This window comes from Ruegeria sp. BJ5, assembly GCF_056537865.1.
In genome coordinates, this window is sequence record NZ_JBQFSH010000001.1 from 355933 (window position 1) to 379857 (window position 23925).

Consider the following 23925-nt stretch of genomic DNA (forward strand, 5'->3'; position numbering starts at 1 on the left):
GACTGAAAGCGCCCGTGGGTTGACAGGGATGCGCCCAAGCATCCGTTTATGGGAGGAGAACAAGCAATGCCCAAAGACAGTGGCATCGGAGCCAGTTCCAAGCGCCGCGAGGACGTGCGCTTTTTGACCGGAGCGGGCAATTACACCGACGACATCAACGTACGTGGTCAGGCCTATGTGTATTTTCTGCGATCCGACATCGCGCATGGCCGGATCAAAAGCATCGACACGTCCGTCGCCGAGTCCATGCCCGGCGTAGTCCGGGTGTTTACCGGCAAGGATTTCGAAGGCGTGGGCGGCATGCCCTGCGGCTGGGAGGTGACCGACAAGCACGGCGCGCCCATGCAGGAACCGCCGCACCCGATCCTTGCGCAAGGCAAGGTGCGCCATGTGGGCGACCCGATCGCGGCCGTCGTGGCCGACAGCCTGGAACTGGCCCGCGACGCGGCCGAGGCGATCGACGTCGACATCGAGGAACTGCCCGCCGTTCTGGACATGAAAGCCGCCGCCGAAGAGGGCGCGCCGCTAGTCCATGACGATCTGAAAAACAACATCTGCTATGACTGGCAGCTGGGCGAGGCCGACGATGCCAAGGTGAACGAGGTGTTCGCCAATGCGGCGCATGTCACCACCTTGGAACTGGTGAACAACCGTCTGGTCGCCAACCCGATGGAGCCGCGCGTGGCCGTGGCGGAATACAGCCGGGGCACGGATGAATACACGCTCTATACCACCTCGCAGAACCCGCATGTGATCCGACTGCTGATGTGTGCCTTCGTGCTGGGCTTGCCCGAGCACAAGGTCCGCGTCGTGGCTCCGGATGTGGGTGGCGGTTTTGGCACCAAGATCTTCCACTACGCAGAAGAGGCGTTCTGCACCTTCGCCGCCAAGGCCTGCAACCGCCCGGTCAAGTGGACGGCCAGCAGGTCCGAGGCGTTCATGTCGGATGCACAGGGACGCGACCATGTCAGCAAGATCGAGCTGGCGCTGGATGCCGACAACAATTTTGTCGGGCTGCGGACAAATACTTTTGCCAATCTGGGCGCGTATCTGTCGACGTTTTCCAGCTCGGTGCCGACCTGGCTGCACGGGACGCTGATGGCGGGCAACTACAAGACGCCGGTCATTCAGGTGAATGTGCGGGCGATGTTCACCAACACCGTGCCGGTGGATGCCTATCGCGGTGCAGGCCGCCCCGAGGCGACCTATCAGCTGGAGCGCGTGATCGACAAAGCCGCGCGCGAGCTGGGTGTCGATCCGGTGGCGCTGCGCCGGCAGAACTTCATCACGCAGTTCCCCTATGACACGCCTGTGGCGCTGACCTATGACACCGGCGACTACAACGGCACCATGGACAAGCTGGAACAGGCCGCCGATTTCGCAGGGTTCCCGGCACGTCGCGCCGAAAGCGAGGCACGGGGCAAGCTGCGCGGCCTGGGCGTGAACTGCTATATCGAGGCCTGCGGCATCGCGCCCTCGAACATCGTGGGGATGCTGGGTGCGCGTGCGGGCCTGTATGACGCCGCAACCGTGCGGGTGAACGCCACCGGCTCGATCAGCGTCATGGTCGGGGCGCACAGCCACGGGCAGGGGCACGAGACGGCCTTTCCGCAGGTCGTGGCCGACATGATCGGCATCGACGAGTCGATGGTTGAAATCGTGCACGGCGATACCTCGAAGATCCCGTTCGGCATGGGCACCTATGGGTCGCGCTCGCTGGCGGTTTGTGGATCGGCGATGGTCAAGGCGACCGAGAAGGTGATCGACAAGGCCAAGAAGATCGCGGCGCACCTGCTGGAGGCGTCCGAGGCCGATATCGAGCTGAAGGATGGCCAGTTCACCGTGGCCGGCACCGACAAGTCGGTGGCCTGGGGGGATGTGACCCTGACTGCCTATGTGCCGCACAACTTCCCGCTTGAGGTCGAGCCGGGGCTGGAGGAAACCGCGTTCTATGATCCGGCCAACTTCACCTTCCCGGCCGGTGCCTATGCCTGCGAGGTCGAGGTTGACCCCGAGACCGGGCAGGTGACCATCGAACGGTTCACCGCGGCGGATGATTTCGGCAACATCATCAACCCGATGATCGTCGACGGCCAGGTGCATGGTGGCATCGGACAGGGGATCGGTCAGGCCTTGTTGGAGAACTGCGTCTATGACGAGAATGGCCAGCTGCTGAGCGCGTCCTTCATGGACTATGCCATGCCGCGGGCCGATGACGTGCCGTTCTATACCGTCGATCATTCCAGCCAGACGCCGTGCACGCACAATCCGTTGGGCGTTAAGGGCTGCGGCGAGGCCGGGGCGATTGGATCGCCGCCTGCGGTGGTCAATGCCGTGATCGATGCGCTGAACTCGGGTGGCAAGGCGGTGGACCACATCGACATGCCGGTCAGCCCGTCGCGCGTTTGGGCAGCGATGAACCGCTGAGTGGAGAGGTTGGACCGCGAGGGGTCAGCCCCTCGCGCTCCCTGGTCAATCAAATGCCAGATGAAGGGCGGTTCCGCGCCTTTCGGAAAGGAAAAGCGAAATGTACAGTTTCGAGTTCAAGAACCCCTCGACCATTGCTGATGCGGTTGCCGCGTTGGCGGGAGAGGATGCACAGGCGTTGGGGGGCGGTCAGACCCTGATCCCGACGATGAAGCAAAGACTGGCCTCACCCGCGACGCTGGTGAGCCTGGGTGCCATTCCCGAGTTGAAAGGCGTCTGCATCGAAGATGATGGGTCGATTTCGATTGGAGCGGCAACCACGCATGCCACGGTGGCGGCAGAAGTTGCGGGCAAGTATCCCGCACTGGCTGATTTGGCGGGGCATATCGGTGATCCCGCTGTTCGCAACAGGGGCACGATAGGCGGGTCCTTGGCCAACAACGATCCGGCGGCGTGCTACCCCGCAGCTGCATTGGGGTCAGGCGCGACCATTCGTACGAATGCGCGCGAAATCGCTGCGGATGACTTCTTTCAGGGCATGTTCACGACAGCACTGGACGAGGGCGAACTGATAACGACGGTCCGGTTCCCGGTACCGCAGGCAGCGAGCTACCAGAAGTTCCTGCAGCCTGCCTCGCGCTTTGCGCTGGTGGGTGTTTTCCTTGCCCGCTTTGCGGACGGGGTGCGCGTTGCCGTGACCGGAGCCAGCGAAGACGGCGTGTTCCGTTGGAGCGAAGCCGAGCAGGCGTTGAGCAAGGAGTTCCGGCCCGATGCCCTTATGGATCTTCGGGTCAACCCGATGAACATGATCGGAGATCTGCACGGCAGCAAAGACTACCGCGCCCATCTGGTTGGTGTCATGACCCGGCGGGCGGTTCAGGCCTGTATGTGACGCGGTCGCAGTGACTGCTTTGGGCCCCGGACGTGTTTCCGGGGCCTATTTCTTTTTCGCCACACGCGGAAGCCTTTTGGGCTGCCAGTAGGCTCCGGCATCCTCGCGCGCTTTCTGATAGTCCTGAACCCGGTGATAAGCCGCGTCGCCCTTGATTGCGAAAAGGTGGCCCAGAAGAACTTCGAGAACGGCCATCGCTCCGGAGAAGCTGGAGAACTGATGCTGAGATCGGGTGCTGATGGTCAGCGTTACGTCCGCTTCGACGCCTGGGGCGATGACATCGCTGTCGGCCAGCAGAACAACGCGCATACCCCTTTCCCGGGCAAACCGGATGGCACGTATCGTGTCAGCAGAATAAGGATGAACGGTGATCGCGAACAGGCAGTCGGTTTCGCCCGCGCTCAGAAGGTCGTCGATGGCCGACCCCATATGTCTGGGGATCAACTGCATTCCCGGGTGGGCCATGCGTCCGGCGTAGTGGAAGTAATAGGCCAAGGCATAGCTTGCGCGGGTTGCAGTGACCAAGCACTGGGGAGCATCGGACATCAGTGTGACTGCGGATCTGACCTTGCCCGGGTCCAGCTGGCGCAACGAACGTGACACAACGTTCATCTCGTTGCGGGCATAGTTGGCCTGTGCCGACGCAAAGGCATCGCCGGCATTCAACTGGGTCAGCCAATCCCGGCTGAGGCGATCTTCGCTATCTGTGACAAGATCCCTCCGGAAAGGGCGGCGGAAGGCTTCGAAGCCATCAAAACCAAGATGCTGTGCCAGCCGAACGATCACGTTTGTGCTGACGCCGATCTTTTCGGCAGACACGCGGATGGAGTCGATTCCGAAATCGCCCGGATGGTCGATGATGTATTTTGTTGCCGCCTGCAATTGGGCCGGCAAATGGTCGATCTCTCGGCGCAGCCGATCCATCAGGTGGTGAGTAGGGGGTGTCATGATGGGAAAAAAACAAATGTTTTGAAAAATGCAAGAGAAAAACAACCTCACACGAGCTAAGCACGCAAGAAACCGATAGGATGATTCAATGTCTGACACACAGGCTTCGTCGCTTCCGTATGTTTTGGTCGCACCGAACGGTGCGCGACGCAGTCATGCGGATCACCCCGCCTTGCCGGTTTCGACCGGTGAGATTGTGGAGACGGCCATTGCCTGCCATGCGGCCGGGGCAAACGGGTTGCACCTGCATGTCAGGGATGGGCAGGGCGCGCATTCTCTGGATGCAGGGCGCTATCGGGAGGCTATGGCCGAGCTTGCCCGAACCGTGCCAACGATGGATGTTCAGATCACGACCGAGGCCACCGGTATCTTTGACGTTTCTGCGCAGTTGGAGTGCCTGCAGCAGGTGGCCCCGAAATGGGCCTCGATCTCGGTTCGCGAAATTGCGCGCGCGCCCGATCTGGCCCCGCGGGTCTATGCGCTGTGTGCGGAACAGGGAACTCGGGTGCAGCATATCCTCTACGATTCGACGGATGCGGATCTGTTGGAGCGATGGCAGTCGGATGGGATCGTCCGGCGCGAGCAGGAAGACCGCTTGCTGGTGCTGGGACGCTATGCCACCGGGCAGGAATCCCAACCGGCGGACCTCGAGGCCTTTCCCGCTGCTCGTACGCCTTGGATGGTTTGTGCGTTCGGGCGTCTGGAACACGCCTGTCTGGCCGCTGCGGCCGCTCGTGGCGGCGATGTCAGGGTCGGTTTTGAGAACAGCCTGACGAACTCGGATGGAACCCGATGGACGGACAACGCGGCCTCGGTTGCGGTTTTGATCGCTTTGCTGAAAGGACAATGATATGAGCCATGTTTTTCCGCGCCACACCAAGGCGGAATTGCCGGTCGCTGTCGGCGGTGATGGGTGTTATTTGATCGACGCGCAGGGCAAACGGTATCTCGACTGTGGGGATGCGGCCGTGTCGTGCCTGGGACATTCAAACCCGGCAGTGATCCACGCGGTACAGGAGCAGGTTCAGAAGATCGCTTTTGCCCATACTGGTTTCATGACCTCGGAACCAGCCGAAGCCCTGGCAGATCTGCTGATCCAGCACGCGCCCGGATCGTTGGACCGGGTCTATTTCGTGTCCGGCGGGTCCGAGGCGACCGAGGCCGCGATCAAGCTGGCGCGCCAGTACTTCCTTGAAATCGGGCAGCCCGAGCGGTCTCGGGTTATCGCACGGCGGCAGAGCTATCATGGCAATACGCTGGGCGCGCTTTCAGCGGGCGGAAATGCATGGCGACGAGTCCAATTCGCACCAATGCTGATCGAGATGAGCCATATCGCGCCCTGCTACGAATACGCCGAAAAGCCCGAAGGCGAGAGCAGCTATGGCTATGGCCAACGCGTGGCGAACGAGCTTGAGGTGGAGATCCAGCGGCTGGGGCCCGAAACCGTGATGGCGTTTATGGCGGAACCGGTGGTCGGGGCCACGTTGGGCGCCGTCCCCGCGGTCGAGGGGTATTTCAAGCGGATCCGCGAAATCTGTGATCAATACGGCGTGTTGTTGATCCTGGACGAGGTCATGTGCGGCATGGGCCGAACCGGCCATCTGTTTGCCTGCGACCACGATGGGGTGACGCCGGATATTCTTTGCATCGCCAAAGGCTTGGGGGCTGGCTATCAACCCATCGGTGCCACGCTGTGCACGGATCGGATTTATGACGCCATCCGAAATGGCTCGGGCTTCTTCCAGCACGGCCATACCTATGTCGGACACCCGGTGGCCACGGCTGCAGCCCTCGCTGTTGTGACAGAACTTACCTCGCGCGATTTGCCGGCCCGTGCCCGCAACATGGGTGACAAACTGCAAGCCAAACTCGAAGCGGCCTTTGGCCAGCATCCCAATGTCGGGGACATCCGTGGTCGGGGCCTGTTCCGAGGCATCGAACTGGTGGCTGACAGAGATACGCGCGAACCGTTTGACCCGACCCGGGGAGTGGCGGCCAATATCAAAAAAGCCGCCGTCGAAGCGGGGTTGATCTGCTATCCGATGTCCGGAACACGCGACGGCAGGAGAGGCGACCATGTGCTTCTGGCCCCGCCATTCATCATCGAAGAGCCGCAGTTGGACGAACTGGTGGACAAGTTGTCGGTTGCGATTTCCAAAGCAATCTGACACGCCGCCCTGACTTTGACCCACAAATAAAAAAGCTCCCTCGAACAAGGGAGCTTTGGTCACTCGGATCCATGTGCCGTCACTTCTGGGGAAGCGGTCCGATCATCATGATCATCTGGCGGCCTTCCATCTTCGGCATGTTTTCGATCTTGCCGATTTCCTTGACGTCTTCCGCCACGCGCTCAAGCAGTTCACGTCCCAGGTTCTGGTGCGCCATTTCCCGGCCGCGGAAGCGCAGGGTCACTTTGACCTTGTCGCCATTCTCGAGAAACTTGAAAACGTTCCGCATCTTGACGTCGTAATCATGCGTATCGGTGTTGGGCCGGAACTTGACCTCTTTCACCTCGATGATCTTCTGTTTCTTGCGGGCTTCGCTTTCGCGTTTCTGCTGCTCGTACTTGAACTTGCCAAAGTCCATGATCTTGCAGACCGGCGGATTCGCGTTGGGCGAGATCTCGACCAGATCAAGACCGGCATCGGCTGCCATCTGCATGGCCTTGGCGGGATGAACCACCCCGACATTCTCACCTTCGGCGCCGATCAGGCGAATTTCGGGGGCACGGATCTTTTCATTGACGCGCGGGCCGGTATCACGTTGAGGCGGCGCGTTGTGAGGTCTGCGGGCTATGGGTTCATTCCTTTGATAATTGCCGATTTCCGAGCCGGGAACTTAAACTGAGACGAAGGTTCTTTCAAGCGCCATATAGGTGCTATGACACGAAATTCGCACGTGTCGACGCGGTGCTCGGGCCGGCGGAACGGGCGTTCGCCGGCCCGGATCTCGGCTCAGCCGACAAAGGCTTTTTCGATCACGAATTCCTTGGGGTCCGAGTTCGCGCCTTCGCGCAAGCCGAACTCTTCGAGAATGGCCTTGATGTCGTGGTTGAAGGCCAGGCTGCCGCAGACCATCGCTCGATCGGTCTCGGGCTTGATGCCGCCTTCGATGCCCAGGTCCTTGAAGACGGTTCCGTCCTTCAGCAGGTCGGTGATCCGGCCCATCTTGGGGCTCTGTTCGCGGGTGGTGGTCGGGTAATAGCGGATCTTGTCGGCGAAACCTTCGCCGATCAGTTCGGCCAGCAACTCGTCCTTGCGGATGTTCTCGATCAGCTGGCGGCCATATTCCAGTTCCGCCACTTCGCGGCAGGTGTGGGTGATGATGACCTCGTCGTAGTCCTCATAGGTCTGAGGCTCGCGCAGCAGCGAGGCAAAGGGGGCAAACCCGGTTCCGGTGGCAAAGAACCACAGGCGCTTGCCCGGCAGCAGTGCATCATGCACCAGCGTCCCCACCGGTTTGGGCCGAAGGATAATCTGGTCGCCGGGCTGGATGTGCTGCAGTTTCGAGGTCAGCGGGCCGTCCTGCACCTTGATCGAATAGAATTCCAGTTCCTCGTCCCACGACGGCGACGCGATCGAATAGGCGCGCAGCAACGGTTTTCCGTTGTCGCCCAAAAGGCCGATCATAACGAATTCGCCCGAGCGGAAGCGCAGCGATTGCGGACGCGTGACCTTGAACGAAAACAGGCGGTCGGTCCAGTGTTTCACTTCCAGAACGGTCTGGGCGTCCGGCAGGACGGGGGCCTTCACGGCGGTTGCTTCGGTCACGGGCTTCATCTCTGTCATCGTTTCACTACCGGTCTGGTAAACCGGCATCTCCGTTTAAGCTTTGATCCAGGTCAGGAAAAGGGGGCAGATTGCCCCGATCGTTGCGTCAGCCGCGCAGGCGGGCCTGATAATCGTGGTCCTGCCAGTTGGCGCGGGCCAGCCATTGGTCCTCGGGCTGGCGGGCGGCAAGGTCTGCGTCAATCTCGACCTCGTCGAAGCCGCTGCGCCGGGCCATCGCGTATTGGTCGGCCAACACGTGTCCCTTCGCGCGCAGGCGGCCTTCATAGCCCTTCAGGCGCAGCGTACGGGCAATGGTAAAGCCTCGGCCATCGGCAAAGGACGGAAAGTCGACGCGCACCATGCGCGTGTTTCCAAGCCGTTCGAACAATTCGTCGGGGTCCGTATCCGAGGTGACGTCCAGTGCGATCACATCGTTTGCGGCATCCTCAAGGGTGACAAAGCCGTCGGTCCAGTCATCAGGGGCAAAGCCCTCGTCATTCACGATTACGTTCATGTTTTCTCTCCGCTGCGTACCATTTTGCCGTCGACGAAATGGATGCCGCATTCTTCCTTGTTCTGATCGCGCCAGCGTCCGGCGCGGGGATCTTCGCCATCCTTCACCGGCGAGGTGCAGGGCGCACAGCCGATCGAGGGATAGCCCTTTGCCACCAACGGATGCCGGGGCAGGCGGTTTTCTTCCATGTAGGCGCGCACGTCCTGAGGCGCCCAATGCGCCAGAGGGTTCACCTTGATCCGGCCGGTGCCGTCCTCGACCTCGAAGAACTCGAGCGTGGCGCGGGTGCCGGATTGGAACCGCTTGCGCCCGGTAATCCAGCCTTCATAGCCCGCCAAGGCCCGCTGCAAGGGGAAGGTCTTGCGCAGGTTGCAGCAGGCATCCATGTCGCGCAGCCGCAGTGCGCCATAGGGGTCTTCGCGCTGAATATCCTCGTCATCCGCGCGGATGATCTGGACGTTCTTCAAACCCAGACGCTCGCTGACTTCGTGCTGGTATTCCAGCGTCTCGGTAAACAGCATCATCGTGTCGATGAACAGGACAGGCGTGGCCTTGTCGACCACGGCAGCCATGTGCAGCAACACCACCGACTCGGCGCCGAAGCTTGAGACAAGCGCTAGGTTGCCTGCTTCCTCAAGCGCACCATGCATGACGTCATGTGCGCTGTGGTGGCGGAACCGGGCGTTCAGCGCCTCGACCTTTTCGGTCAGTTCGCGTCGTTCCCGGCCCAATTCCGTCTGGATCAGGTCAAGCGGCATTGGCCCGCGCCTCGGGGTAGAGGGCCGCCTTGAACGGGGCCATTCCAACACGGCGGTAGGTTTCCAAAAAGGTCTCCTCGGCGCTTGTGCGCTGTTCCAGATAGGTTTCCACGATACGTTCGACCGCGGGCACGATCTCGTCATAGGCAAAGCCCGGACCGGTGCGGTCGCCGATGGCAGCCGTTTCGGTGGCGTCTCCGCCCAGCGTGATCTGGTAGTTCTCGACGCCCGCGCGATCCAAGCCCAGGATGCCGATGTGACCCACGTGATGATGCCCGCAGGCGTTGATGCAGCCCGAGATCTTGATCTTCAGGTGGCCGATGTCGTGCTCCAGCTTCAGCTCGTCGAACCGGGTCGCGATCTGCTGCGCCACTGGGATCGAGCGGGCCGTTGCCAGCGCGCAATAGTCCATGCCGGGGCAGGCGATGATGTCGCTGATCAGGCCGATATTCGCGGTGGCCAGACCGTGCTCTTTCAGCTTGGCGTGGATCGCGGGCAGGTCCGATTTGTGGACATGCGGCAGGATCACGTTCTGCTCGTGGCTGATGCGCAGTTCGTCATAGGCGTATTGCTCGGCCAGATCGGCCATCACGCGCATCTGCTCGGCGGTCGCGTCACCCGGCGTCTGGCCGTGCTTCTTGATCGAGATCGTGACGATCGCGTGATCCGCCTGCTTGTGCGGCGCGATGTTGGTGTCGATCCACGACCGGAATACCGGGTCGTTCGAATGAGCGCTCTCGAACGCCGCGACCGAGCCTGTACGGAAGGCGGGCGGAGCAAAATGCGCCTTGATCTGATCCAGCAGCGCCATGTCGGCGCCCTTGAATTGCGGACGGACCTGCAGGAAGCGTTCGTTGACCTTGGCGCGGATCGCGTCGATGCCGTGTTCATGCACGGTGATCTTGATGCGCGCCTTGTACTTGTTGTCGCGCCGGCCGATCTGGTTCCAGACCGAAACGGTGGCCTCCAGATAGGCCAGCAGGTCGTCGAAGGCCACGAAATCAGACAGCTCCTTGCCGATCATCGGCGTGCGGCCCAAGCCGCCGCCCACCAGAACGCGGGCGCCCAGAACGCCGTCGCGCTCGACCAGTTGCAGACCGATGTCATGGGCCTTGATCACGGCGCGGTCATGCTCGGACCCGGTGATGGCGATCTTGAACTTGCGCGGCATGAACTGGAATTCCGGGTGATCGGTCGACCACTGGCGCAGCAGCTCGGCATAGGGGCGCGGATCGGCGATTTCATCCGCGGCGGCACCGGCGAAATGGTCGGCGGTCACGTTGCGGATGGTGTTGCCGCTGGTTTGGATCGCATGCAGGCCGACCTCGGCCAGCGCGTCCAGCATGTCAGGCACGTCGCGCAGTTTCGGCCAGTTGTACTGGATGTTCTGGCGCGTGGTGAAGTGGCCGTAACCTTTGTCCCACTTCTCGGCCAGCAGGGCCAGTTGGCGCATCTGGGCGCTGTTGAGCGTGCCATAGGGGATGGCCACCCGCAGCATGTAAGCGTGCAGTTGCAGATACAGGCCGTTCATCAGGCGCAGGGGCTTGAACTCGTCCTCGGTCAGCGAGCCGTCGATGCGGCGTTCGACCTGGGCGCGGAACTGTGCGTTGCGCTCGGCCAGGAATGCTTTGTCAAACTCGGAGTAGCGGTACATCTTTGGCTGTCCTTTTTTGCAGCCCCGGATCCGGGGCCTTTTTACGGGGAGAGAGGGGCCTGAGATCAGACCCGGGGCTGCGGGGGAGATTCCTGTTTGCCGTGGGCATAGTTGGACGGACCAGTCCGGCGGAAGTCTTCCCGAAAATGGGTGGGTTCAGGACCGTTTTCGCCTGCAACGACGTCGGCGAGATAGGCACCTACGATCTTGTCGACTTGCTTCTGTGCATCCAGAAGACGCAGCTGAGCGTGCGCTTCGTCGGTGATCAGCTCGGCCTCGCGCAGATCGCGCGACCAACGGTCATCGGCGGTCAGATAGATCACGTCGCCTTCCAGCAGGTCATTTGCGGTAACGACTTTGGGGGTGAAAGCGCGGGCCATCAGGCAAGCTCCTTGTTGAATTCGGTGACGGCTTTGGCCGCGTCGCGCGGGGCCAGGCCATAGAATGTGAGTGCAGGACCGTCGAGGCCGGCAGCGGCGAGGACTGCAGGCAGTTGATCCAGCGTCGTGGCGACAACGCGCTGATCAGGTCGCGAGGCATTTTCGACCAACGTGACCGGCGTGGTGCGATCGGCGCCGTGCATGATCAAGCGTCCTTGAATGAAGCGGGCGGATTTCTTGCCCATGTAGATGGCTGCAACTGACCCCGGACGGGCCAGCGCAGCCCAGTCGTGATCGGCAAAGCCCTCCATGTCGTGCCCGGTCAGAAACCGGACCGAAGAGTTTCGGCCGCGTCGGGTCAGGCTTTGACCAATTCCGGCCACCGCCGCCGAGGCAGCCGTAATGCCCGGAACGATCGTCCACGAGATACCTGCGGCGTCCAGCGCATCGATCTCTTCGTCCAGCCGGCCGAAGAGGGTCGCGTCACCGGATTTGAGGCGAACGACCCGTTGTCCCTTGAGCGCGTAGTCAACCAGCAATGCGTTGATGTCATCCTGCTTCCAGGACGGACCAAAGCCGGCCTTGCCCACGTCGACCAGCCGGGCGTTCTGGCCGGCCAGTTGCAAAACCTCTGGGCTGATCAGGCGATCATGCAAAACAACCTCGGCCCGCTGGAATGCGGACAGGGCCTTGAGAGTCAGCAATTCAGGATCACCGGGTCCTGCGCCGACGAAGTCGACCTGTCCCGTTTGTCCTTTTGTCTGCGTGGCCTTCATTGGGTAGCCCTGGCTGTTGTTTGACTTGGTCCTCAATATAGGAAATATTCCCGCCTAGATGCCATATTGCCGATCAAATAAGGACAAGCGTTCTGAATTGCGCGGTAGGCGGAACATGGGTTTTCATTCGGAAGGAAAATTGGAATGTCGGTTCGAATAGACGACACGGATCGGAAAATTCTGGCCGAGCTGCAGCGAGACGCCAGTCAATCGCTGGACGAAATCGCGGCCAAGGTGGGTAGTTCAAAGACACCCGTTTGGAATCGGATCCGCAAGATGAAAGGGGCCGGAATCATCGGTCAGCAGACCGTTCTGCTGGACGCAGAGGCGCTGGGTTTCGAGGCGACGTTTTTTGTTCTGATCCGAACCTCCGAGCATGAGGCGGATTGGCAACGCAAGTTCCTGCAGGCCCTGCGTGATCGTCCCGAAGTTCAAGAGGCGCACCGCCTGGCTGGCGACATCGACTACATTCTGAAAGTTCGGGTCAGGAACGCACGGGCCTACGATGCATTTTATCAGGCACTGATCTCGGAAGTGCGCGTGCACAACGTTACCGCGCTGTTGTCGATGGAAGAAATCAAGTCGACCACCATGCTGCCCCTGAACGCCCTGGCAGACACCTGATCGGCGCTCAGGCTTGGACCATTAGTCGGGTCAGCCCGTGGAAATGGTAGGTGTTCGCATATTCCGGAGATTCGGCCGGTCGCAGGCCCGGACAGCGGTCAAAAAGAACCGGCAGAGCGATCCGCATTTCCAGCCGGGCCAGCGGAGCGCCGACGCAGAAATGCAAACCACCGCCAAAGCTCGTGTTGGCCTGAATGCTGCGGGTCGGGTCGAATTTGTCCGAGTCGGTCCAGACGTCCGGGTCACGGTTGGCGGCCCCAAGCATCAACGCCACCTGATCGCCGCGGGCAAACCGATGGCCATAAACCTCGACGTCTTCATAGGCATAGCGCGTGAACATATGTAGCGGCGGGTCGAAGCGCAGGATCTCCTCGACCGTCGTATCGATTGTGTCCGGGCCCAGGGCATCAGGGCTGGTTTCGGACTCCAAAAGCGTTTTGACGCCGTTGCCCAGCGAATGAACGGTTGCCTCATGGCCGGCGTTCAACAATAGGATGCAGGTAGCGATCAACTCGTCGCGTGACAGTTTCTCGCCGTCTTCCTCTGCCGTGATCAAACGGGTGATCAGATCATCTTTCGGTTCGGATCGGCGGTGAGAGACGTAGTCGTTCAGAAATGCCGAGAACTCGGCGGCGGCCTGTGCTGCCTGATCTTCGGTCTCGCGGGTGCGACTGGCCTGATACATGGCGACCATGGCGTGGGACCACTGCAACAACTGCGGTGCCATGCTTTCAGGTACGCCCAGCAACCGGCAGATCGTGATCACAGGAACCTGCGTGCAATAGGCATCCAGAATGTCGAATGGAGCATCGGGGAACGCGTCGATCAGGTTGTGACACAGCCTTTCGATGTCCGGTGCGAGCGCTCCGATAGCCCGCGAGGTAAAGGCGCGCAGAACCAGAGGGCGAAGGCGGGTATGGCGCGGAGGTTCCGCTTCGAGCAGCGAATGCGCTTCGACCGTCAGCCACGGCGCAAGGTGATCTGGGCCCTTTGTGGCCATCTCTGGCGGTACTTCACGTCCGAAACGCCGATCGCGCAAGAGGGTCTGGACCGCCGCGTGAGACATCGCCGCGGGCATGTCGTAGTCCCGCCAGTACACCAAGTCACCGTAGTCGCGCGCTGCCCGATAGAAAGGGTAGGGGTTTTGAACAAATTCGGGCTCGGTCGGAGATTGGTGCACGGTCTTCATGCGGCGCAGACTTGCCATGCGGCGCTGTGAATGCAAGACCCTGTTTCATGCAAAGAGTTTGGGTCACGATTGGTTTCCTGTTCGCGGTCGCGCTGTTGTCGGCGGCCGTCTGGTCTTATGGGTACCGGCAGGCGCTCTCTCAGCTTAGCGAGAAGGCCGAGGCCGATCTGGAGTTGGCGTCGGATCGTCTGAGCACTCAGTTGCAGGTCTATCAGGAACTTGCGGTGCTGATGGCCGAGCATCCCGCATTGCGGGCGTTGGACACCAGCGACCGGCGGCGGACGGCGCAGGCGCTTCTGCTGGAGGTCGCGGACAAGACTTCGGCGGTGGATGTTCTTTATGCAGACGAGACCGGGCGCGTTCTGGCCGCTGCGCGGGACGTGGTGAACGGCAACATGGCCGATCAGCCCGCGTTTCAACGCGCGCTGCACGGCGCTCTTGGCAGCTCGCACGGGGTTTTGCGCGACACTGGAAACCGGATCTATTCCTATGCGGCGCCTGCGTTTTCCGAAGATGGTCAGGTAACCGGAGCCCTGATGGTCATCGCGGATGTCGAAGACGTTGAAAACACGTGGCGCGGCAGTACCGAGGCGGTGTTCTTCGTGGATCGTGCTGGCTCGGTCTTCATTTCCAACCGGTCCGAACTGCTGTTTTGGCAACGTCCGCCGGGGCAGATCGGCTTGCAGCCGGCTGATGGCAAGCCGGGCGCGTTTTCGTCTACACGCATGGGCCCGCACGAACTATGGTCGATCGGCTGGAGCCCGTACCTGCCGGATCGCGCCCTGCACCTGACCCGCGATCTGCCGGTGATCGGAATGACAGGCGAAGTCTTGATGGATGTGACGCCGGCACGACGTCTGGCCGGATTGCAGGCCGCCGCGGTCGCAGCGATCTGCCTTGCCTTTGGCGCGTTGCTGTTTCTGGCCACCGAACGGCGGCGCACTCTGGCCGAAGCCAATGCGGTGCTGGAGAGCCGGGTGGCACAGCGGACCCGCGCTTTGACGGCCGCAAACGTGGCGCTGCGCCGCGAGGTGGCCGAGCGGCAAGAGACCGAAGCGGCGTTGAAACGCGCGCAGGACGATCTGGTTCAGGCCGGCAAGCTGAGCGCTCTGGGGAAAATGTCGGCGGGCATCAGCCACGAATTGAATCAGCCGCTGATGGCCATCCGGCAATACGCCGACAACGGCACGGCCTTTCTGTTGCAGGGCAAGCCCGAAAAGGCCCGCGAAAACCTGGGGCGAATCTCGGACATGGCTGCCCGTATGGCGCGCATTATCAAGAACTTGCGAGCTTTTGCCCGCAATGAGAGCGAGCCTATGGGCAAGGTCGATCTGGTTCAGGTGCTCAACACCGCCGTCGAACTGACCGACGGCCGGTTGCGCTCGGACGGGGTCAAGTTGATCTGGCAACCGCCCAATGCACCTGTCTTTGCCTGGGGCGGAGAGGTGCGGCTGGTGCAGGTCTTCGTCAATCTGATTACCAATGCCGCCGACGCGATGACCGGCCGCGAAACCCGAAGCCTGACGATCACGCTGACCCGTGGCGAGCGGTTGATGGTCGCGGTGCGCGATACCGGCCCGGGCATTCAGGATCCCGATCGCGTTTTTGAGCCGTTCTACACGACCAAAACCGTTGGCTCATCCGAGGGAATGGGCCTTGGCCTTTCGATCTCATACGGTCTGGTCCAGAGTTTCGGAGGAGAGATACGCGGCGCGAACATGCCCGACGGAGCAGAATTCACCGTCGAGTTGGAACCTTTTGAAAAGGAAGCCGCGGCATGATCCGAACGGTTCTATTGGTCGATGATGACGCTGCCGTGCGTGAGGCACTGGCCCAGACTCTGGAGCTTGCGGACTATTCCGTAGTTCCCGCTGGATCGTTTGTGGCTGCCAAAGACCATATCCGGGACGATTTCCCAGGTGTGATTGTCTCGGATATTCGGATGCCGGGACGGGATGGGTTTCATCTTCTGTCCTATGCCCGCGAGGTCGACTCGGAGTTGCCGGTCGTTCTGCTGACCGGCGAGGGCGACATACCGATGGCGGTGCAGGCCATGGGGCAGGGCGCGTTCGACTTTCTTGAGAAGCCCTGCGCTGCCGCCGATCTGCTTGCGGTTCTGAGCCGCGCATTTGCTGCGCGCAGTCAGGTATTGGACCACCGGGCAGCCAAGCGCGAACTGGAGAAGGGTGATCCTGCGGCCCGCTTGTTGTTCGGTTTATCACCGCAGGCTGATGCATTGCGAAACAGGGTGCGCAGCGTTGCCCCAACTCAGGCCGAAGTTCTGGTAACCGGACCACCCGGCAGCGGCATTTCGAAAGTCGCCGAAGTCATCCATTTGATGTCACCCCGGGCGCAGGGGCCGTTCGTCAAGCGCCCGGCGTCAGGTTTGGGGGCGGATGCCTTGCAGGATATCTGCAAGGATGCTGCAGCCGGATCGTTGTTTCTGGATGAAGTCTCGGCCATGCCCGAGGCGACGCAATATGCGGCCCTGGAGATGATCGAAAATGGGCCCGGAGTACGCATCATCGCCGGTACAACCGCGGACCTGGCCGAGATGGCGGCCGAGGGTCGGTTCAATGCCGATTTGTTCTATCGGTTGGACGTGATGCGGGTGCGTGTACCATCTCTGGCCGAGCGCCCCGAGGACATCCCGGTGATCTTTCGCCACTACGTCGCCCAAGCGGCCGAGCAGGCCGGGATCGCGATACCTGATGTCTCGTCCGAACACTTGGCTTCATTGATGGCGCGAGACTGGCCCGGCAACGCGCGTTCGCTGATGTCAGCGGCGATGCGTTTTGTTCTGGGGATGCCCGAGGACGTCGCCGCAGCGGCCGACCTTGGGCTGAACGAGCAGATGGCGCGCGTTGAGCGCTCGTTGCTGATCGCGGCCTTGGGTCGTCACAACGGGAGGGCGTCGGACGCGGCCAAATCCCTGAAACTGCCGCGCAAGACCTTCTACGACAAATTGGCCCGCTACGGCATACGCCCTGAAGACTATCGGCGCTGACGCGGAACGATTCGCCCGGTGATTCGATGTGTGTGCGGATTTTCGCACACTCGCGCATTTGGGTGTGCGGTTTCCCGCACAAATGTCTGCGATAACAAAATACTCATTGCGGATGTTCTATTTAAACTACGGAAAAGTAATTAGAAAATCTGTCTGCTACCAGCCGTTCTCGAATTGTTGAACGGTGTCCTTCGATTCGTTTCACTCTTGCGCATCCGACATCCCCATGGATGTCAAAGGAAGTTTCTTTGGAAGTCTGGGAGGAAAAGACAGATGAAATTCCTGGCAACAGCCGCCACCGCGCTTGCGCTTTCCGTTACCGCAACAGCGGGCTTCGCTGCCTGTGACGATGGCGAGATCGTCGTCAAGTTCGCGCATGTGACGAACACCGACAAACACCCCAAGGGTATCGCCGCATCGCTGCTCGAGCAGCGCGTCAATGACGAGATGAACGGCGTCATGTGCATGGAGGTCTATCCGAACTCGACCTTGTACAACGACGACAAGGTGCTTGAGGCGATGCTGCAGGGGGACGTGCAACTGGCCGCCCCGTCGCTTTCGAAGTTCGAGAAGTTCACCAAGCAGTTCCGCCTGTTCGACCTGCCGTTCATGTTCAAGAACATCGACGCCGTTGATGCGTTCCAGGCCTCGGCGGATGGCCAGGCCATGAAAGACAGCATGCAGCGCCGGGGCCTGCAGGGTCTGGCGTTCTGGCACAACGGCATGAAGCAGATGTCGGCCAACAAGCCGCTGATCGATCCTTCGGACGCCAACGGCCTGAAATTCCGCGTTCAGTCTTCGGACGTGCTGGTTGCGCAGATGGAAGCCATCGGCGGCAGCCCGCAGAAAATGGCATTCTCGGAAGTTTATGGTGCTCTGCAACAGGGCGTTGTGGACGGTCAGGAGAACACCTGGTCGAACATTTACGGCAAAAAGTTCTTCGAAGTGCAGGATGGCATCACCGAAACCAACCACGGCATCATCGACTATCTGGTCGTGACTTCGGTCGACTGGCTGGACAGCCTGGATCCAGAAGTGCGCGAGCAGTTCTTGACGATCCTGGCCGAGGTGACCGAAGAGCGTAACCAAGAGGCGTTTGCGGTCAACGAAAAGGCCAAGCAGGCAATCGTCGACGCGGGCGGCACGATCCGCGAGCTGACACCCGAGCAGCGTCAGGCCTGGGTTGATGCGATGAAGCCGGTTTGGGACAAGTTCTCCGGTGACGTCGGTCAGGACAAGATCGACGCCGCTCAGGCGATCAACGCCGGGTTCTGATCCGACACGCAGGAGTGCTCCGACGGTCGCAAGCCCGCCGGAGCACATACCAGGCGGGCCTGACCACGCCCGCCACCTCGATAAATCAACAAAAATGGGGACAGAAAGATGTCTGGTGCGAAAACCGGCCCCGGTGGGCTGGTCGACCGAATCGAAGAAACCCTGATCGCGTTGCTTCTTGGCCTGATGACGGCCGTGACCTTTGCCAACGTAATCGCGCGTTTCGTCTTCAACTCCAACATCCTTTGGGCGCTAGAGCTGACCGTATTCACCTTCGGATGGCTGGTATTGCTGGGGGCGTCCTACGCCGTCAAGAAGCACGCGCATCTGGGGGTGGATGCCATCCTGAACATGCTGCCACCAGCACCGCGCAGGGTATTGGCACTGATCGCGGTGGGGTGCTGCCTCGTATTCTCGCTGCTGCTGCTGAAGGGGTCCTACGACTACTGGGCGGTTTTTGCCGACCTGCCTCCGACCTCTGGACGCTGGTTCCCCACGGGCTTTGATTTCGACGCTCGTAGTCAGAGCTTCTACGAGGTGGACGACATCCCCATGGTCGCGCCGCTACGGTTCCTCGAAGACCTCATCAACTATGGCGAGTACTACGAGAAGCTGCCCAAGGTCGTGCCGTATTTCGTCCTGCCGCTGTCGATGCTGCTGCTGGTGATCCGCTTTGCCCAGGCCGGGCTGCAGATCCTGCGCGGTGAGGCCGACCGTATTGTCGCAAGCCACGAGGTTGAGGACGAGATCGAAGAAGTCCGGGCCCTTCAGGGAGAACACGACTGATGGATGTAGTACTACTTTTTGCCATGGTCGTGGGCCTGCTGCTGATCGGCGTTCCGATCGCAGTTGCCCTAGGGCTGAGCTCGACCCTGTTTCTTCTGATCTACTCGGACAGCTCGCTGGCTTCGGTTGCCGGGACCCTGTTCGAGGCGTTCGAGGGCCACTTTACCCTGCTGGCCATCCCGTTCTTCATCCTCGCATCGTCCTTCATGACGACCGGAGGGGTGGCGCGCCGGATCATTCGGTTCTCGATCGCCTGCGTTGGTCACCTGCCTGGCGGTCTGGCAATTGCGGGCGTGTTCGCATGTATGCTGTTCGCCGCGCTGTCAGGATCGTCCCCGGCCACCGTTGTTGCGATCGGTTCGATCGTGATCGCCGGTATGCGTCAGGTCGGCTATTCCAAGGAATTCGCAGCTGGCGTCATCTGTAACGCCGGTACGCTGGGTATCCTGATCCCGCCGTCGATCGTTATGGTTGTCTACGCGGCCGCGGTCGAAGTCTCGGTCGGCAGGATGTTCCTTGCCGGTGTCATTCCGGGACTCATGGCCGGGTTCATGCTGATGGTCACAATCTATGTGATGGCCAAGGTCAAGAACCTGCCGAAAGGTGATTGGAAAGGCTGGGGCGAGATATTTGCGTCGGCACGCGAGGCCGGTTGGGGTCTGTTCCTGATCGTCATCATCCTTGGCGGCATCTATGGCGGTATCTTCACACCGACCGAAGCAGCGGCGGTCGCGGCTGTATACGCCTTCTTCATTGCCAGCTTCGTCTACAAGGACATGGGGCCACTCAGCACCCAGGATGGTGAGCAAAACCTCTCGCTTGTGAAAAAGCCGCTGGCGCTGATCACGGCCTTTTTCCACCCCGACACCAAACATACGCTGTTTGAGGCCGGCAAGCTGACGGTCACCCTGCTTTTCGTCATCGCCAACGCGCTGATCCTCAAGCATGTTCTGACCGATGAGCAGGTGCCGCAACACATTGCCGGCGCAATGCTGTCGGCGGGTCTGGGACCGATCACTTTCCTGATCGTGGTCAACGTGATCCTTCTGATCGGCGGTCAGTTCATGGAGCCCTCGGGCCTGCTGGTTATCGTGGCGCCGCTGGTGTTTCCGATTGCCATCGAACTGGGCATCGACCCGATCCATCTGGGCATCATCATGGTGGTGAACATGGAAATCGGGATGATCACGCCGCCCGTGGGTCTGAACCTGTTCGTCACGTCAGGCGTCGCGGGAATGCCGATGATGGCCGTCGTGCGCGCAGCACTGCCGTTTCTGGCCGTTCTGTTCGTCTTCCTGATCATGATCACGTATATCCCGTGGCTGTCGACGGTGTTGCCAAACACCTTCATGGGCCCCGAGATCATTACGAACTAGACCATTGCAATCGATCCGAACCGGGCAGCCGGTTCGGATCACTTTTGCGCGGCCGGCCGGCATCTGAAGGGCCGCCTCGCTGAATGGCCGGGCTTGAACTCACCACCGGTTCTTACCACATAGTGACCGAGGACGACCTCCCCACCATGGGTGATCATTCGGGACGACCCGAAGTTTATAGAGGTGTCCCTGATGTCCTGGATCTTTCTTCTTTTTGCCGGTTTGCTGGAAATCGTCTGGGCAGTTGCCATGAAGCAGTCTGCTGGATTCACGCGGCTTTGGCCAACCGTTGTCATGGGGGGCGCGATGCTCGGTTCGTTCGGTTTGCTGGCCCTTGCCATGCGCTCCTTGCCACTGGGAACCGCCTACGTGCTGTGGACGGGTATCGGCGCGGTCGGTGCGTTCCTGGTTGGCGTGATGTTTCTGGGCGAGGCACTGACCCCGCTGCGTGTCATCGCGGCGACGCTGATCGTGTCCGGCATGGTCGCAATGAAACTTGCGTGACTGGCCCGTTGTTGACGCAGGCACCCGCGGTGGGCAGGCTGGTACCATCCTGACCACCGCAACCAACGAGTGCCGCAACATGCTGACCGATGACGACAAGCGCCTGATGCGCGTGGCTTACCAAGAAGCCAAAGCCGGTTTCGATGAGGGCGGTTGCCCGATCGGATCTGTACTGGCTCGGAATGGCACGATCATCTCGCAGGGCCGAAACCAAAGGGTTCAGCAGGGGGATCCGATCGCCCATGGCGAGATGGATGCGCTGCGCAAGGCCGGGCGGCAGAAGACGTACAGAGATACAGTTCTGTATACCACCCTGTCTCCCTGCATGATGTGCGCCGGAACGATCGTTCAGTTCGGCATCCCACGCGTGGTCATTGGTGACACGAAAAACTTCGGCGGCAACGAAGATTTCCTGCGCGACCGCGGGGTCGAGGTTGTTTTGGCCGAAGACCCGGACTGCATCGCCCTGATGCGCAGGTTCGTGACCGAACAGCCCGAGCTTTGGGCCGAGGACATCGCGGACTGAGCGTGAGTCGACTGGTCAGGCCTGTTCCAGCGCGGAAATGATGCCCGAGAAATCGCGTGCCTTCAGGCTTGCACCGCCGACCAGCGCGCCGTCCACGTTGGACACTCCGAAAATCTCCGCCGCGTTATCCGGCTTGACCGAACCGCCATAGAGCAAACGAACCGACCGGCCGACACCTTCGCCAAATCGCCGTTCAAGTCTGGCGCGAATGAAATCGTGGACTTCGCCGATTTCTTCCAGGGTGGGAACCTTGCCGGTGCCGATGGCCCAGATCGGTTCATAAGCCACGACGAGGTTCTCTCCGGTGGCAAGGTCCGGGATCGATCCAGACAACTGTCCGCCAATGATGTCGAGCGTATTGGCCGCTTCGCGCTGTTCAAGACTTTCGCCGACGCAGATGATTGTGGTCAGGCCCGCGTTCATGGCCGCCCGGGCCTTGGCGCGGATATCGTCGTCTTTCTCGCCGTGGTCTTCTCGCCGTTCCGAATGCCCGACGATTACGCTGGTCGCGCCGGCGTCTTTCAGCATCTCGGCGCTCAGATCACCCGTATGGGCGCCCGAAACTTCGGCGTGGCAATCCTGTCCGCCGATGGCGACGCCCGAGCCTTGCACGGCTTGTGCGGCTCGGTGGATCAAAGTTGCCGGAGGGCAGATCAGAATATCGACTGTCGGAGAAGGGTGCGTCGCAGTCAGCGTGTCCAACTCGGAAAGAGCAGCCCCGGTTCCGTTCATTTTCCAGTTTCCGGCTGCCAGTCTGCGTCGCATAGCGGGGTCTCCGTGATCTTTCGTGCGTTTCTATCCAGTTAGCACCCGGATCAAGGTCTGACAATTGCGCTTGGGTGGCTGCGCGCGGGCGAGTCGCGCGACGGATCGATCTGGGTGGACTCAACCAGACGGTGCAGGCGGCAGTTCACCCGCCCACAAACGTTGCAGGCTTTAGGTGACTCAGCGCTGTTCGGCCAGGTTTTCGTCGAACTTGATCGACTCGCCGCAGCCACAGGCATCGACGACATTGGGATTCTTGAACTTGAACCCGGATTCCAGCAGCGAGACCTCGTAGTCGATCTCGGTTCCGAACAGAAACATCTGAGCCATCGGAGCGATCATGACCCGCGCCCCATCCTGTTCGACCACTTCGTCATGCGGATCCGGCTGATCGACATACTCCATGGTATATTCCATACCGGCGCAGCCACCTTTCTTGACGCCAATCCGCAGACCGGCATGGCCGCCCGACGTCATCAGGCGGAGGATCTGCTCTGCAGCTTTGGGCGTCATCGTCACGGCCTGTTTGCCGGGAATGCCGAACATCGTCGTCTCCATTTTCGCGCGTTATACCTAATCTAAGGCCCCGAGGGCCCGGGCTCAAGAGAGCGCAGAGCCACAAGTTTGCTCATCGCCGGTTTTGACCGTACCGTACGGGCAGAGGGCAGGGTTTGCCGATGAGATCGAATTGACAGCAGAACAAGGTGGGTTTCGATGATGTTGCGGATTTCAAATAAGATTGGCTTTTGCCGGCAGGTTGCGTTTCTGGCTCTTCTGGTGGCCGGTAGTGCCGTTCATGCAGCGGGCGATCACAAGCGGCACCCGGTGAATTGCTCGACCGCCGAAGGTGACCTGCGCGCAATTGCGGCGGAAAAGAAACATGCCGAGGATCAGCAGGCGGAAAGTGTGGTCGCGATCACGCCGGCCGGGGCGTTGCTTGGATTGATCTCTGGAACGGAACAGAAGCGGTTGCAGATGCTGTCGGGTGACTATGTCAAGAAACTGGACGACCGCGCCGCCGAGATCAAAGCACAGTGCAACGTGAACTGAGTGTACCTCAGAGAGTAAAATAGGGCCGCTCTCGGGCAAGAACGGCCCAGTATTGCAGAGCCTCGGCAGGGGGGCGGTAGACGCTCAAACGTGGTCGCCATTGACTCCTGGGGCGATATTTGAGTTGCCGAGTTCCTGTGACGGGTCCGACTGCGAAGCCCGCGTTGTACTTGTTGCGCAGCAACGTAACGGTTCGACGACCGATCCGTGACAACTGGGTTTCAGGTTTGTGACAATTCCCACGCGCTCAGCGCGGCAGGCCCTTACATAAAGCCAAGTTCCAGCCGGGCTTCGTCGGACATCATCTCCATGCCCCAGGGTGGTTCCCAGGTCAGTTCGACATCCACCTCCTTGACCCCGGCAACGGGCTCGATGGCCTCGACGATCCAGCCGGGCATGTCACCGGCCACCGGGCAACCCGGAGCGGTCAGGGTCATGATGATCTTGACGGCGTTGTCGCTGCTGATGTCGATCGTGTAGATCAGTCCAAGGTCATAGATATTGACCGGAATTTCAGGGTCATAGACAGTCCTGCAGGCCTCGACCACGGATTCGTACAGAGGGTGCTCAACGGTCGAAGGCGCAATCAGGGGCGTGCCTTCAAGCTGTTCGCTGGGGTGGGTCATGAATGCCTCGGGTTGTTACCTGAGCAATTATATAGGGAAAGCTGAAGGCAGCGTCCAGAGGGGGGAGGGCGCCCCGCT

25 protein-coding genes are annotated in these 23925 nt (G+C 60.7%); 13 read left to right on the forward strand and 12 right to left on the reverse strand.

Going from position 1 to position 23925, the window contains the following annotated elements; translation table 11 throughout:
* Nucleotides 1-66: 66 nt before the first annotated feature.
* A complete protein-coding gene (locus ACR0NY_RS01740; protein WP_170368373.1) occupies nt 67-2427 on the forward strand; it encodes a xanthine dehydrogenase family protein molybdopterin-binding subunit in 2361 nt (786 codons plus the stop codon).
* Nucleotides 2428-2527: 100 nt separating this feature from the next.
* Nucleotides 2528-3319: an FAD binding domain-containing protein gene (locus tag ACR0NY_RS01745; RefSeq protein WP_170368374.1), complete on the forward strand. Its 792-nt coding sequence runs from the start codon at nt 2528-2530 to the stop codon at nt 3317-3319.
* A 45-nt stretch (nt 3320-3364) separates the two neighbouring features.
* On the opposite strand, the gene ACR0NY_RS01750 is transcribed toward ACR0NY_RS01745, so the two are convergent.
* On the reverse strand, nt 3365-4267 hold the full coding sequence (locus tag ACR0NY_RS01750) for a MurR/RpiR family transcriptional regulator (protein ID WP_170368375.1): 903 nt from the start codon (nt 4265-4267) through the stop codon (nt 3365-3367).
* A gap of 88 nt (nt 4268-4355) precedes the next feature.
* Between ACR0NY_RS01750 and ACR0NY_RS01755 the strand changes: the two genes are divergently transcribed.
* Both ACR0NY_RS01755 and ACR0NY_RS01760 read left to right on the forward strand, forming a co-directional pair.
* Nucleotides 4356-5117: a beta-keto acid cleavage family enzyme gene (locus ACR0NY_RS01755; protein WP_170368376.1), complete on the forward strand. Its 762-nt coding sequence runs from the start codon at nt 4356-4358 to the stop codon at nt 5115-5117.
* 1 nt (nt 5118) lies between these two features.
* Nucleotides 5119-6435, forward strand: a complete 1317-nt coding sequence (locus tag ACR0NY_RS01760) for an aspartate aminotransferase family protein (protein ID WP_170368377.1) — start codon at nt 5119-5121, stop codon at nt 6433-6435.
* A gap of 79 nt (nt 6436-6514) precedes the next feature.
* Here the strand turns inward: ACR0NY_RS01760 and infC are convergent, their stop codons facing one another.
* From infC to cobA, 7 genes are all read right to left on the reverse strand, one after another.
* Complete coding sequence (gene infC, locus ACR0NY_RS01765) at nt 6515-7090, reverse strand: translation initiation factor IF-3 (protein WP_311201685.1); 576 nt, start codon at nt 7088-7090, stop codon at nt 6515-6517.
* Nucleotides 7091-7221: 131 nt separating this feature from the next.
* Complete coding sequence (locus ACR0NY_RS01770) at nt 7222-8055, reverse strand: ferredoxin--NADP reductase (protein ID WP_170339407.1); 834 nt, start codon at nt 8053-8055, stop codon at nt 7222-7224.
* A gap of 88 nt (nt 8056-8143) precedes the next feature.
* Nucleotides 8144-8551 carry a DUF934 domain-containing protein gene (locus ACR0NY_RS01775; RefSeq protein WP_170339405.1) on the reverse strand — a complete coding sequence of 136 codons (408 nt, stop codon included), beginning with the start codon at nt 8549-8551 and terminating at the stop codon, nt 8144-8146.
* The gene (locus tag ACR0NY_RS01780) at nt 8548-9309 is read right to left on the reverse strand and encodes a phosphoadenylyl-sulfate reductase (RefSeq protein ID WP_093961927.1); all 762 of its coding nucleotides are present in this window, start codon (nt 9307-9309) and stop codon (nt 8548-8550) included. The genes ACR0NY_RS01775 and ACR0NY_RS01780 overlap by 4 nt, the downstream gene beginning before the upstream one ends.
* Entirely contained in the window at nt 9299-10963 is a 1665-nt protein-coding gene (locus ACR0NY_RS01785) for a nitrite/sulfite reductase (RefSeq protein ID WP_170368378.1), read from the reverse strand. Before ACR0NY_RS01785 ends, ACR0NY_RS01780 begins: the two co-directional genes overlap by 11 nt.
* Nucleotides 10964-11028: 65 nt before the next feature.
* Nucleotides 11029-11343 (reverse strand): DUF2849 domain-containing protein, encoded by a 315-nt coding sequence (locus ACR0NY_RS01790; RefSeq protein ID WP_170368379.1) that lies wholly within the window; start codon nt 11341-11343, stop codon nt 11029-11031.
* Nucleotides 11343-12119, reverse strand: a complete 777-nt coding sequence (gene cobA, locus ACR0NY_RS01795) for a uroporphyrinogen-III C-methyltransferase (protein ID WP_170368380.1) — start codon at nt 12117-12119, stop codon at nt 11343-11345. The genes ACR0NY_RS01790 and cobA overlap by 1 nt, the downstream gene beginning before the upstream one ends.
* 144 nt (nt 12120-12263) lie before the next feature.
* On the opposite strand from cobA, the gene ACR0NY_RS01800 reads away from it, so the two are divergent.
* Nucleotides 12264-12743, forward strand: a complete 480-nt coding sequence (locus ACR0NY_RS01800; RefSeq protein WP_093961931.1) for an Lrp/AsnC family transcriptional regulator — start codon at nt 12264-12266, stop codon at nt 12741-12743.
* A gap of 7 nt (nt 12744-12750) precedes the next feature.
* On the opposite strand, the gene ACR0NY_RS01805 is transcribed toward ACR0NY_RS01800, so the two are convergent.
* Nucleotides 12751-13932: a cytochrome P450 gene (locus ACR0NY_RS01805; protein WP_170368525.1), complete on the reverse strand. Its 1182-nt coding sequence runs from the start codon at nt 13930-13932 to the stop codon at nt 12751-12753.
* A gap of 47 nt (nt 13933-13979) precedes the next feature.
* On the opposite strand from ACR0NY_RS01805, the gene ACR0NY_RS01810 reads away from it, so the two are divergent.
* From ACR0NY_RS01810 to ACR0NY_RS01840, 7 genes are all read left to right on the forward strand, one after another.
* Nucleotides 13980-15713, forward strand: a complete 1734-nt coding sequence (locus tag ACR0NY_RS01810; protein ID WP_170368381.1) for a sensor histidine kinase — start codon at nt 13980-13982, stop codon at nt 15711-15713.
* Nucleotides 15710-16939: a sigma-54-dependent transcriptional regulator gene (locus ACR0NY_RS01815; protein WP_170368382.1), complete on the forward strand. Its 1230-nt coding sequence runs from the start codon at nt 15710-15712 to the stop codon at nt 16937-16939. Before ACR0NY_RS01810 ends, ACR0NY_RS01815 begins: the two co-directional genes overlap by 4 nt.
* Nucleotides 16940-17212: 273 nt before the next feature.
* Complete coding sequence (locus ACR0NY_RS01820; protein ID WP_170368383.1) at nt 17213-18214, forward strand: DctP family TRAP transporter solute-binding subunit; 1002 nt, start codon at nt 17213-17215, stop codon at nt 18212-18214.
* A gap of 108 nt (nt 18215-18322) precedes the next feature.
* The gene (locus ACR0NY_RS01825) at nt 18323-19000 is read left to right on the forward strand and encodes a TRAP transporter small permease (protein WP_170338826.1); all 678 of its coding nucleotides are present in this window, start codon (nt 18323-18325) and stop codon (nt 18998-19000) included.
* The gene (locus tag ACR0NY_RS01830; RefSeq protein ID WP_170338824.1) at nt 19000-20376 is read left to right on the forward strand and encodes a TRAP transporter large permease; all 1377 of its coding nucleotides are present in this window, start codon (nt 19000-19002) and stop codon (nt 20374-20376) included. The genes ACR0NY_RS01825 and ACR0NY_RS01830 overlap by 1 nt, the downstream gene beginning before the upstream one ends.
* Nucleotides 20377-20568: 192 nt before the next feature.
* Nucleotides 20569-20880, forward strand: a complete 312-nt coding sequence (locus ACR0NY_RS01835; protein ID WP_170338823.1) for a DMT family transporter — start codon at nt 20569-20571, stop codon at nt 20878-20880.
* Nucleotides 20873-21406, forward strand: a complete 534-nt coding sequence (locus ACR0NY_RS01840; RefSeq protein ID WP_254432871.1) for a nucleoside deaminase — start codon at nt 20873-20875, stop codon at nt 21404-21406. Before ACR0NY_RS01835 ends, ACR0NY_RS01840 begins: the two co-directional genes overlap by 8 nt.
* A gap of 15 nt (nt 21407-21421) precedes the next feature.
* Here the strand turns inward: ACR0NY_RS01840 and tpiA are convergent, their stop codons facing one another.
* Nucleotides 21422-22171 carry a triose-phosphate isomerase gene (gene tpiA, locus ACR0NY_RS01845; RefSeq protein WP_170368384.1) on the reverse strand — a complete coding sequence of 250 codons (750 nt, stop codon included), beginning with the start codon at nt 22169-22171 and terminating at the stop codon, nt 21422-21424.
* A gap of 180 nt (nt 22172-22351) precedes the next feature.
* Nucleotides 22352-22717, reverse strand: coding sequence for a HesB/IscA family protein (locus ACR0NY_RS01850; RefSeq protein WP_170338817.1), 366 nt, complete (start codon nt 22715-22717; stop codon nt 22352-22354).
* Nucleotides 22718-22888: 171 nt separating this feature from the next.
* On the opposite strand from ACR0NY_RS01850, the gene ACR0NY_RS01855 reads away from it, so the two are divergent.
* Entirely contained in the window at nt 22889-23221 is a 333-nt protein-coding gene (locus tag ACR0NY_RS01855; RefSeq protein WP_254432872.1) for a hypothetical protein, read from the forward strand.
* 263 nt (nt 23222-23484) lie between these two features.
* On the opposite strand, the gene ACR0NY_RS01860 is transcribed toward ACR0NY_RS01855, so the two are convergent.
* A complete protein-coding gene (locus tag ACR0NY_RS01860; protein WP_093961939.1) occupies nt 23485-23847 on the reverse strand; it encodes an SUF system Fe-S cluster assembly protein in 363 nt (120 codons plus the stop codon).
* Between the last annotated feature and the right edge of the window lie 78 nt (nt 23848-23925).